The 12,016-nt window shown below is 36.7% G+C and carries 8 protein-coding genes and 1 pseudogene; all 9 read left to right on the top strand.

From position 1 onward, the window contains the following. Positions 1-491 (top strand): annotated as a pseudogene (locus ACGHIN_RS14980) (hypothetical protein); the annotation flags it as partial. 45 nt (positions 492-536) lie between these two features. Beyond that, positions 537-5,021 carry a TonB-dependent receptor plug domain-containing protein gene (locus tag ACGHIN_RS14975; protein WP_390455245.1) on the top strand — a complete coding sequence of 1,495 codons (4,485 nt, stop codon included), beginning with the start codon at positions 537-539 and terminating at the stop codon, positions 5,019-5,021. Positions 5,022-5,130: 109 nt separating this feature from the next. Continuing rightward, entirely contained in the window at positions 5,131-5,634 is a 504-nt protein-coding gene (locus ACGHIN_RS14970; RefSeq protein ID WP_390455242.1) for a GbsR/MarR family transcriptional regulator, read from the top strand. 69 nt (positions 5,635-5,703) lie between these two features. After that, entirely contained in the window at positions 5,704-6,411 is a 708-nt protein-coding gene (locus tag ACGHIN_RS14965) for a DUF2071 domain-containing protein (RefSeq protein WP_390455240.1), read from the top strand. Positions 6,412-6,597: 186 nt separating this feature from the next. Beyond that, complete coding sequence (locus tag ACGHIN_RS14960; protein WP_390455237.1) at positions 6,598-7,047, top strand: SRPBCC family protein; 450 nt, start codon at positions 6,598-6,600, stop codon at positions 7,045-7,047. Between the two features lie 112 nt (positions 7,048-7,159). Further along, entirely contained in the window at positions 7,160-8,602 is a 1,443-nt protein-coding gene (locus ACGHIN_RS14955; RefSeq protein WP_390455234.1) for an alpha-L-fucosidase, read from the top strand. Continuing rightward, positions 8,602-11,262 (top strand): glycoside hydrolase family 3 N-terminal domain-containing protein, encoded by a 2,661-nt coding sequence (locus ACGHIN_RS14950; RefSeq protein ID WP_390455231.1) that lies wholly within the window; start codon positions 8,602-8,604, stop codon positions 11,260-11,262. Before ACGHIN_RS14955 ends, ACGHIN_RS14950 begins: the two co-directional genes overlap by 1 nt. Positions 11,263-11,362: 100 nt before the next feature. Then, positions 11,363-11,638: a hypothetical protein gene (locus ACGHIN_RS14945; protein ID WP_390455228.1), complete on the top strand. Its 276-nt coding sequence runs from the start codon at positions 11,363-11,365 to the stop codon at positions 11,636-11,638. Between the two features lie 218 nt (positions 11,639-11,856). Next, positions 11,857-12,016 (top strand): FAD-dependent oxidoreductase (locus ACGHIN_RS14940; protein ID WP_390455248.1); only part of this gene is annotated, 160 nt, incomplete at its 3' end.

The raw sequence follows: 12,016 nt of genomic DNA, 5'->3' as shown, positions 1-12,016 counted from the left end.
AAATATTTTCGTTAGACATTAAATGGGAATGGAAAAAAGGCGGGCAAATATGGAACGGAACTCAGGCTGTTCTTGATTATTATGGTCGTTCTGCAGTTTCAGGACAGGAAAGAAATATCAAAAATTACATTTTCCACGGAGTCAATACTGATGGGAATACCAACCAGATTCCCGTAGATTTTTATAATCCTGCACAGAATGTCTCAGAGAACAGATGGGTAAGGTATGGCTACTCAGGAGTAGCGGAAGATTACGTTCAGAAGGCTGACTATGTACGAATCAATACCATTTCTCTGTCTGCCAATGTAAATGTAGGGATGGACAGAACTTTAGTGCTCACATTGTATATGAATAATCTTTTGTTATGGCAGGCGAATCAGGGAGCAGATCCCAATCAGAACTTTTATGATTTTGATAACGGCAGAGGCCTTGATTTTTTCAACCTTCCTTCCTATAAAACTTTTGGCTGTATGGTTTCATTTCAATTTTAGTGTATGAATTTCAGAATGATCACACCCGTTACAATATTTGCTTTTTTGTTTTCATACATTGGATTGAGAGCACAGGAAAGCTTTAAGGATTTTCCAAAAGAGAAAACCTATGTACAAACCAATCATGTTTTCTTTAAGCCCGGCGAAGAAATGTATTGCAAAGTGTATGTGGTAAAAGCAGAAAATAACCTTCCGGCCGAAGAAAGCAAGGTAGTGAACATAGAGCTTGTAGACCCAAGCGGAAGCGTGACCAAAAAATCCAAATACGAAATAAAAAACGGTTTTGCCGAAGGCTTTTTTTATTTTGATACGGAAATGAAAGGTGGAATTTACAAGATCAGAGCCTATACCACCTGGATGCTTAATGAACAGCATAAAAATATCTTTGAAAAAGAAATTACCCTCCAGAAGATCGTATCCCCGAGAATTTTAATGAAGCTCGATTTTCCCAAAAAGGGATATGGTGAAGGGGATGAAGTATTGGCCGATTTTTCTATGCGAAGCCTTTCTAATCTGGCGATACCTTTCTACGAAGCCGATTATACCGTGATGCATGATGGAGAAATCGTTGCCCAGGGAAAACTTATGACAGATAAAGAAGGAAAAAGACAATTAAACTTCAAATTGCCGGAAGTCCTCAAATCATCAGACGCTCTGCTTACGATCAAAGTTAATTTTGAAGGGTTCACGGAATCTATTTCCAGAAATATCCCTATTGTACTGAATAATGTAGATCTAAAATTCATGCCGGAGGGCGGAACTTTCATTAACGGATTAGAACAGAATATTGCCTTTAAGATACTGGATGAATTTGAAAAGCCTGTAGATGCAACCTTAGCCGTTTTTAACCAGAACAACGAAAAAATTACAGAAACGTCAGCCTATAACTTCGGAATGGGGAATTTTCTCCTTACCCCGAAGAAAGGTGAAACCTATCATACAAAAATCCTGAAACCGGAAAATATCAGCAAAACTTATCCGCTCCCTATTGCAAATGAAGAAGGTCTGATTCTGAACATCCATCAGCAAAACGGAAAAATTCTCTTCAGAATAAACACCACAGCTTCAAAGAATATCACCCTGAAAGGCAGCTTCCGGGAAAAAGAGATCTATAACCGGGCAATCTCACTTAAAAAAGGAATGAATTATTTTGAATTATTAGAGAATGATCTTCCTATAGGTATTTGCAGCTTCACCATATATGAACACGAAACCCCACTTGCCGAGCGTATCATCTTCACCAATGAACACAGGCAGATGAATATCAAAATAAAGCCCGTTAAACAAAATTATCTTCCCCGTGAAAAAGTAATACTGGATATAGAAAGTACAGACGAAAACAATAAGCCTGTGTCTGCAAATCTGGCTGTGAGCGTGGTAGATGATAAGTTATGGACCTATGCGGATGATAAACAGAATCACCTTATCTCTTGGCTTTTAATGGATTCTGAACTCAAAGGTAAAATAGAAAAGCCACAGTTTTACTTCGATAAAAAAGAAGAAAAAGCAAAAAAAAGCCTGGATCTGGTAATGCTTACCAATGGATACAGGTATTTTGAACTGATCCCGGAAGTTATAGCGGCAAAAAAATACAAGCATCTGCCCGAAAAAATAAACCCCATATACGGAGTCGTGGAAGATGAAAGTAAAAAACCGGTAAAAGCGGAAGTTTACCTGGTAGAAGATGGTGTTAAGATCTTAAAGCAGGTTACCTCGGAAAACGGCTTATTTTATTTCTCGGATCTCTCCGGGGAAAGTGCATATACAGTAGTGGCCAAATCAATAGAGCCTAAGCGGAAAGTCAAGATCAGGATTTTGGCCTATCAGCTTAATATAAATCCTCTTTCCAAAAAATCGCTCAACCATATTGATGTTGATGAAATAATAAAGGAAGCCGTTGAAAAGACAAACCCTGCTAAACCCAAAGATAAGGAACCTATAGAAAGCCGTACTGTGTATAATAAGCGTAACTCCGATACCGCAAGGGTAAAGCAAAGCCAAATTGATGAAGTCGTTGTTTTAGGGTACAATACAATGGCAAAAAAAGGCTTGGTGGCTTCTACAGCAATTACACAGGCAGAAAGTATTAAAAATCCGTCTCTTGCTTCAGTGCTAAGTGGTAGCGTGGCTGGAGTGGTGGTTACTCCGGCTAACGGGCTGAGCGGAAACTCAGTAAATATTCAGATAAGAGGCCAATTATCCATATCTAATAAAAATCCTTTATACGTAGTAGACGGAGTGATTGTAGACCATTTCAATACTACTATTAATCCCGCAGATATCAATAGTGTAACTATTTTAAAAGATGCGGTGGCAACATCCATCTATGGAAGCCGTGCAGCAAATGGAGTAGTAATTATCAATTCTTTTAAAAATAGCAGGTCACAGCTAAAGCTGGATATTACACCTCCGTCATATTATGCGGTAAAAGCTATCCCTGCAGATAGTATGGTTTCTTATTCATACAGCAGAGCGTTCTCTTACCCCGCATATAAAACCACTACAACTTCTTTTCGTCATGATTACAGGGAAACCTTATACTGGAATCCGGTTGTGGAAACAGATAAAAAGGGAAAAGCAAAGCTGGAATTTTATAATTCGGACGCGAACACTACTTTCAGGATCATTACCGAAGGAATTTCAACCTCAGGACTTCTGGGCAGAAATGAAACCACCTATGCCGTTCAAAGCCTCATTTCCATAGATGCTAAAATCCCGCAATATGTTACGAAAACAGATAAGGTGCTCATCCCGGTTGTGGTTAAAAATAATTCTCCGGAAACAAGGAAAATGACGCTGGATGTCATAGTTCCGAACTATGTCAGGCTCATCAGATCCGATAGTATGCTTACCCTGAGACCCTTAGAATCCGGGCGTTTCTTCGTGGAAATGCAGACCAATAAAATAATACATTCAAACATACAGTTTACGATACGTTCAGGTGATTTCCGTGAAACAATGATCCTTCCTTTAAAGGTGGAGGAAAAAGGGTTTCCGCATAATTATTCTATCATCAATAATAAATCTGAGAACATAAAGATCACTGTTCCCGAATATATACACGGAAGCTTTTCTGCCTCCTACTATGTGTATGAAAACACTGCATTACAAATGTTTGAAGATCTGGAAAGACTGAAAAGGGAGCCATATGGGTGCTTCGAGCAGCTTTCATCAACCGTTTATCCCAATATCTTTATTCTGGATTATCTGAAATCGGTAAAGAAAATGACGCCGGAAACAGAAGACTTGGTCATTAAGAACATGAAGAAAGGATACCAGAAAATGTTGAGCTATAAAAACAGGGACGGAGGTATCGGATATTTCAGTTCTGCAGAATCAGATGTAGCCCTTTCTGCTTTTGCATTGCTGGAATTCAGGGATATGAAAAAATATGTGAATATTGACCCGAAGCTCATACAGGGGCTTACTTCTTTCATCCTTTCCAGGAAAAATAAAAACGGTCTCTTTGAAGTAAGAAGAGAGTATGAAAAAAATGAACCTTACTCCGAATATGCCTGGTCCAGAAACATGTATGTACTATATGCATTGTCCAAAATCGGATTCAAAAATGAGATTGAAGATTCCTATAAAACAGCTTTAAGCAGAGCTTTAGCTACTAAAGATTCCTATCAGTTGGCTTTAATGTCAAATACCGCCGCCAATCTTGGAAAGATTGAGGAATATGAAAGATTGCTTGCCATATTAATGCAGCAGTACGAAAACAAGAAACTAGATATAAAATCAACATTTACTGGATCCCGCGGAATGTCTGCCGATGCAGAAACCTTATCTCTCTACATAATGGCACTGCAAAAAGACAGCAGGCTCAATATGACCAAAGTTGCAGAAGCTGCAGATGAACTTATGAACTATAACGGGTATTACGGCTTCGGTTCTACACAGGCAACAACTTTAGCCCTGGAAGTTTTATCCGATTTTTTCTCTACAAATGAAAAGTTATATGGAACAGAAAAACCCCAGATGAAAATAAACGGAGCAGAAGTAAAACCCCATATTTGGTTCGGTTCAGCATTTAGAAACGGAAGTAATGAGATTTCGGTGGATTATCCAAGTGGAAAAGGTCTGCCTTATAAGCTCGATTATCAGTATCATACACTTCAGGCTCCAGAAAGTTCAGATATCCCTTTAACAATGGAAACAAAACTGAAAACTGAAACTTCAAAAGTTGGGGAGACCAACAGGATGACTGTCACGATTCAAAATAAAATTAACGGCAAATTGCCAATGACGGTGGCCAAAATTGGAATTCCAGCAGGATTAACCCTTCAAAATGCTCTATTAAAGGATTTGGTTGATAAAAAACAGATTGCCTACTATGAGATATTTGATAATTACCTGGTGATATACTGGGAATACCTGAATGCCGATGAAACAAAGGAGATCAACCTGGATCTCAAAGTTGAATTTGCAGGAGAATATACGGGTAAAGCCAGTAATGCCTATTTATATTATACCCCGGAAGCAAAATTCTGGAATGAGGGTGTGAAAGCCAAAATTAATGTAGAATAATCTTAAAGAGGTATTGCAAAGAGAAGGTAATAGATAAATTTATTTTCATAAATTATTGAAAATTCAAAATATTTAGTTATATTTGTAATAGAAATTAAACGTTGACACAATGAAACTTTCAGAAGCTAAAGAAAAATACATTCAGACCTGGGGAACATTTGCTACCAATTGGGGAATCAACCGTACCATGGCACAGGTGCATGCTTTGCTTTTGGCAAGTGATAAACCCCTTTCTACGGATGAGGTAATGGAACAGCTGGAAATTTCCAGAGGGAATGCCAACATGAATCTTCGTGGGTTAATTGATTGGGGAATTGTGAAAAAAGAACTGATCAAAGGTGACCGGAAAGAATATTTTGTGGCTGAAAAAGATGTTTGGTTTTTGTTCAAGCAAATTACCAAAGAACGAAGAAAAAGAGAAATTGAACCTGTCATTTCTTTTTTAGAAGAGCTCAGGAATATTGATGAAAAAGATACTCCTGAAGCTAAGGAATTCATCAAATTGATGGACGATTTCAGCTCGGTTACAGGAAAGATCAACAATATTATGGATCTGGCGATAAAAAGCGATGACCACTGGTTAGTAGGGAAGATTACTAACTTATTAAAATAGAAAGGATTCAAATCCTTTTTTATTTCAATTATTATTTCAAAAATTATTGAAAATTCAAAAACTTAAATAATGAAAAAGAATTACAAATTTATGACCTGCAATTGGGAAAACCTGGTGTATTTAAACTTCTATATTCAGCCTGAATTACTTGCCGGGATGCTACCTGAGGATATAGAACCGGATATTTTGGACGGAAAAGCGATAATTAGCATTGTTTGTTTCGAGTTTTCAAATGCAAGATTATTCGGATTTAAAATTCCTTTTCATCAATATTTTCCGGAAATAAATATCAGAACTTATGTAAAAAGAAAAGATAACGGAAATATAAAAGGGATTTATTTCCTGTCTGAAATGGTTCCGAAATTTCTGACCTTTTTTACCGGGAAATTTGTGTACGGAGAACCTTTTTCACTAAGAAATTTAAAGAGTGTAAAAACAAAAAGGAAATTGCAGTATGTTATTAAAGATACAATTTGTGAAATGAATGTTGAAGTTGAAGGAACAGAATTGTCTGCAAATCAGAGACTGACAAGTGAACAGGAATTTATAATTCAAAGAAGTTTGGCTTTTTGCGGTAAAGCAGATCAGAGAAGTAAAGTGTACGAGATTCAGCATCAGAAATGGAATCTAATTGCTGTAAAGAATATTGAGGTTATCATTAAAAAGATTAAGCATATCAATTCCAATATTCAAAATGTACTGTTGCAAAAAATGCCTGAAAGTATTTTTATGACAGATGGTTCTAAGGTAGAAGTTCTTAAAAGCTATTGTATTTGATTTATTTCAATTTTTTTGAAAATATAATAATGCTTACAACTAATTAAGATGAAAACATTACTGTTTAAAATTTGGATGTATTTCACATTCAAACTACAGAATAAACGGACTAGAGGAGACTTTCTTAATTTATAAATTTTGAAATAAGCAGTATATTGCTTAAATCAGACAAACAAATTTTTAACAATGCCTGAAATTTATTTAGAAACCTATATCAAAGCAGATATTCATAAAGTTTTTGATATAGCCAGAGATATTGATCTTCATCAGAAATCAACCTCAAAAACCAATGAAAAAGCAATTGCAGGACGTACATCAGGGTTGATTGAAAACAATGAGACCGTAACCTGGAGAGCCAAACATTTGGGAGTTTATCAAACCCATACCTCAAAAATCATTGATATGAAAAAACCTTATCAGTTTACAGACATTATGCTGAAAGGAACTTTTAAATCCCTGAATCATCAGCATATTTTCAAAGAAAAAGAAGATGGTACATTAATGATTGATGTTTTCGAATTTGAATCTCCATTTGGAATACTTGGGAAATTTTTCAACACCGTTTTCTTGACCAATTATCTTAAAAACTTCCTGTTGGAAAGAAATGCAATGATCAAAAAAGAAGCTGAAGCCTAAACCTTTTGAGCTGCTAAACTTTGTAAAAGTAGTGATATTTGAAACAGGAAGCTACCTGTATTGTATTGCAGGTTCATAAAATCATGATTAAATTAGCGCAAAAGGATTCTTTATGTTAATCAAACAAAAAACTAAGACTGTATTTCTATCATCATTACTTATTTCTTCAACCCTTTTTTCCCAGGCTCACAATGTTTCGGAAGGATATCAGAAGCCTACGGATCCATTGGTTGTTCAGAATCTTGAAAATTGGCAGGATCTTAAATTCGGATTGTTCATGCACTGGGGAACATACAGCCAGTGGGGAATTGTTGAAAGCTGGAGCTTATGCCCGGAAGATGAATCCTGGACACAGCGAAAACCAGAACATGGAAAATCGTATGATGAATACGTAAAGAACTATGAAAATCTTCAGACCACTTTTAATCCGACACAATTTAACCCACAAAAATGGGCAGAAGCAGTTAAAAAAGCAGGGATGAAATATGTAGTGTTTACCACCAAACACCATGACGGATTTGCCATGTTTGATACCCAACAATCCGATTATAAAATTACTTCTGCAAAAACCCCTTTTTCAAAGAATCCGAAAGCAGATGTTACCAAGGAGATTTTCAATACATTCAGAAAAGAAGGTTTTAAGATTGGTGCTTATTTCTCAAAGCCGGATTGGCATTCCGACGACTATTGGTGGCCTTATTTCCCGCCGAAAGACAGAAATGTGAATTATGACCCCAAAAAATATCCCGAAAGATGGGAAAACTTCAAAAAGTTTACGTTCAACCAGCTCAATGAGATTACCTCCAATTATGGCAAAATAGACATATTGTGGCTGGATGGAGGCTGGGTTCGCCCTTTTCATACCATTGATCCTAAAGTAGAATGGCAAAGAACCATCAAAGTAGAGCAGGACATTGATATGGATAAAATCGGAACCATGGCCCGTAAAAACCAACCCGGAATTATCATTGTAGATCGTACCGTTCCCGGAAAATGGGAAAACTATGTAACTCCTGAACAGGCGGTCCCGGAACATGCGCTTTCCATTCCGTGGGAGAGCTGCATTACCATGGGAGATTCTTTTTCCTATGTACCCAATGATAATTACAAATCTTCTCAGAAAATCATAGAAACTTTAATAAAGATCATTTCCAGAGGCGGAAACTATCTGATGAATATTGCTCCCGGACCGAACGGGGATTATGATGCAGTGGTTTACGAAAGGTTGACGGAAATTTCAGGCTGGATGGATAAAAATCAATCATCTGTTTTTGCCACGAGAAGTATCGCTCCTTACCACGAAGGAAATTTTTACTATACCCAAAGTAAAGACGGAAGAACGGTGAATATTTTCCATATCGATGAAAAAACAAATTATCAGTCACCTTCTTTGCTTACCTTCTCAATTCCTGAAAAATTTCAGCCAAAATCTTTGAAAGTATTGGGGATCACCTCAAAAATTCAATGGAAAAAATCAGGAAATACTGTTGAAATTACATTACCTGAAGAAAAGAAAAACCTAAAATATGCAACAGTAATTCAAATAACGCAATAATGAAATTATATCGTTTTAAACTGATCGGAATTGCATTATTCAGCTTCATTTTCATTTCGGCTCAAAAACCTTTATATAAAGATCCGAAGCAACCTGTTGAAACAAGAGTTCAGGATTTATTGAAAAGAATGACACCGGAAGAAAAATTCTGGCAATGTTTCATGATTCCCGGAGATTTGGATAATGTTCCAAAAACTCAGTATTCACATGGAATCTTTGGATTACAGGTAAGTGCGGGAAATCAGGGAGGCGGAGCAGCAGGACAATTGCTGAAATATAATGCCAATGAGGATGCCGAAAGACTGGTGAAAAAAATCAATGCCATTCAGAAATATTTTGTAGAAGAATCAAGGCTGGGAATTCCCATTATTCCTTTTGATGAGGCTTTACATGGATTGGTCAGAGAAGGAGCAACCGCTTTTCCGCAGGCAATCGCTTTATCGGCAACTTTCAATCCTGAATTAATGAAAGAAGTTTCAACGGCCATTGCAAAAGAATCTAAATTGAGAGGAATCCGGCAGATATTAACACCCGTAGTGAATCTGGCGAGTGATGTAAGATGGGGAAGAACAGAAGAAACGTATGGAGAAGACCCATTTTTAACTTCCGTGATGGGTGTCAGTTTTGTCAGTTCATTTGAAAATCAGGGAATCATGACGACTCCAAAACATTTTTTAGCCAATGTAGGGGAAGGCGGAAGAGATTCTTATCCGATCCATTGGAGCAAAAGATATCTGGAAGAAACTCACCTGGTTCCTTTTCAGAAAGCATTTATCCGGGGAAAGAGCAGATCGGTGATGACTTCGTACAATTTGCTTGACGGAAGACCTTCTACAGCCAATCGGTGGTTGCTGACGGAAAAACTAAAAAATGAATGGAAATTCAAAGGCTTTGTCATTAGTGACGCAAGTGCGGTAGGCGGAGCCAATGTTCTGCATTTTACGGCAAAAGATTACGATGATGCTTCTGCACAGGCGATAAATGCAGGGCTTGATGTAATTTTCCAGACGGAATACAAACATTATGAATTATTCATTCCCCCATTTTTAGACGGAAGAATCTCAAAAGAAAGAATTGATGATGCAGTGTCAAGAGTTCTGAGAGCCAAATTTGAACTTGGATTATTTGAAAACCCATATGTTTCAAGCAAAGAAATAGAAGAATTTAAAAAACTCAATCATAAACCTTTAGCAGAAAAATCTGCTGTTGAATCTTTTGTTTTACTTCAAAATAACAACCAAACACTTCCTGTTCCCGAAAATGTAAAAAAGATTTTAATTGTGGGGGCAGATGCAGCTGATGCAAGACTAGGTGGTTATTCCGGACCGGGAAACAAAAAAGTAAGCATTCTAGACGGAATTAAGAATTTTACTAAAAATAAAAATGTTGAAATCATCTATTCAAAAGGGATTGACTGGAATGTAAAAGAAGTTACCACGATTCCTAATGAATTTTTGTCTTTTGAAAATAAAAAAGGATTAAAAGGAAACTATTTCTCCAATAGCAATTTAAGCGGAAATCCTTCTTTTGAAAGACTGGATGAACAACTTAACTTTAAATGGACATTATATTCTCCTGATCCTGCAAAACTTCAGCCGGATCATTACAGCATTCGATGGATGGGAAAACTGGAAGCTCCGGATTCAGGGAAATATCAACTTGGATTGCGCGGGAATGATGGTTTCAAACTCTACCTGAATGGAAAATTAGTTATTGATCAATGGGAAAAACTAAGCTATTCCACTAAAACAATTGAAATAGATTTTGTAAAAGGAAAAAAATATGATATTACTGTTGAGTTCCATGAAAACAGGGGAGAAGCGAATATTGAGCTGATCTGGAATTATGGACTGAACAATTACCAGAAAGATTTTAATGAGGCCTTACAACTGGCCCGAAATGCAGATTATATCATTGTGGCGGCGGGAATTCATGAAGGAGAATTCCAGGACCGTTCTTCTTTAAGCTTACCCGGAAATCAGGAATCGTTTATTCATGAAGTTTCTAAATTGAAAAAACCGACATCCGTTGTTCTGATCGGAGGTTCAGCCATAAAAACAACGGAATGGAAAGATCAGGTGGGGGCCATTCTGGATGTCTGGTATCCCGGAGAAGAAGGCGGAAATGCAGTGGCAAAAGTTCTTTTCGGAGCCGAAAACCCGTCAGGGAAATTACCCATCACTTTTCCTATCGAAGAAGGTCAGTTGCCTTTATCATACAATCATCATCCGACGGGAAGGGGAAATGACTATCATGACCTGAGTGGTGAACCGTTGTACCCATTTGGTTTTGGATTGAGTTATACTACTTTTGAAATCTCCGGTTTAGAGTTGAATAAAACGGCATACTCAGAAGATGAAACCATTATGGCCAAAGTGAATGTTAAAAATACAGGCTCAAAAGCCGGAAGCGAAGTGGTTCAGCTGTATGTAAAAGATTTGTTGGCCTCAGTTTCACGACCGATTATCGAATTAAAAGGATTCCAGAAAGTAAAATTGCAACCCGGAGAATCAAAGATTGTTACCATTGAAGTGCCCGTAAAAGAATTACAGTTTTTGGATGAAAAAATGAACTGGAAAGTAGAAAAGGGAACCTACAGAATCTTGGTGGGAAATTCTTCGAAAAGCCTGTCTTTAAAGCAAAATATTGAAATTCAATAAACTGCCGTTTGTAATCTGGTATGATATATGTACATATACTGTAAACCACAATGATTAATTGATAAGTTATTAATTAATGATCATTTAAAAAGTAAATGTTATGAAAAAGTTATTGATATCAACCATTTTGTTATTGGGTATGTCAATGCATGTTTCTGCCCAAAAACATCCTCCGCGTCCGACTCCACCGCCTTCTCCACCTTCGAGAAGTGAGATGATTAATCTTAAAGCACGTGAGCTGGACAAAAAGTACAATACAGAGAAGAAAATGATTATGAATCATCCTGTTTTAAGCAAAAAAATGAAACAGGAACAGATAAGGGCTTTAACAGAAAAATATAAAAGAGAAAAACGGGCCCTTAGAAATCTGCCATAGATTTATTAAAAATAAAATTGAAATAGTTTAATTCTATTAATTCAGTTTTACGAAATTTTTAATTGAAAATAAAATTTATTGAAAGAGAATACTTTTTGTGTTCTCTTTTTTGCATAAAATTAAAAGGAAACAGGCTTAAACCTACATTGTTAGATGAACAGGCAGAAACATTCAACATCCAATATTTTTCCTTAAATTCGCATAAAATTTTTAAACTAATGAATTACGATATTATTGTCATCGGAAGTGGTCCTGGTGGATATGTTACTGCCATCAGAGCAGCACAATTGGGTTTCAAAACTGCTATTATCGAAAAAGAAAACTTAGGAGGAATCTGCCTTAACTGGGGATGTATTCCAACTAAAGCTTTATTGAAAT

The organism is Chryseobacterium barbadense (assembly GCF_042849955.1).
Taxonomy (GTDB): Bacteria; Bacteroidota; Bacteroidia; order Flavobacteriales; family Weeksellaceae; genus Chryseobacterium.
Note: the sequence above shows the minus strand (reverse complement) of the source record. Positions and strands in the feature narration are given on the sequence as shown.

What these genes read in the sequence shown, in the direction of transcription:
- ACGHIN_RS14970 (WP_390455242.1), top strand. Translation starts at nt 5,131, where the DNA reads ATGAAACTTTCAGAAGCTAAAGAAAAATACATTCAGACCTGGGGAACA.
- ACGHIN_RS14965 (WP_390455240.1), top strand. Translation starts at nt 5,704, where the DNA reads ATGAAAAAGAATTACAAATTTATGACCTGCAATTGGGAAAACCTGGTG.
- ACGHIN_RS14960 (WP_390455237.1), top strand. Translation starts at nt 6,598, where the DNA reads ATGCCTGAAATTTATTTAGAAACCTATATCAAAGCAGATATTCATAAA.
- ACGHIN_RS14955 (WP_390455234.1), top strand. Translation starts at nt 7,160, where the DNA reads ATGTTAATCAAACAAAAAACTAAGACTGTATTTCTATCATCATTACTT.
- ACGHIN_RS14950 (WP_390455231.1), top strand. Translation starts at nt 8,602, where the DNA reads ATGAAATTATATCGTTTTAAACTGATCGGAATTGCATTATTCAGCTTC.
- ACGHIN_RS14945 (WP_390455228.1), top strand. Translation starts at nt 11,363, where the DNA reads ATGAAAAAGTTATTGATATCAACCATTTTGTTATTGGGTATGTCAATG.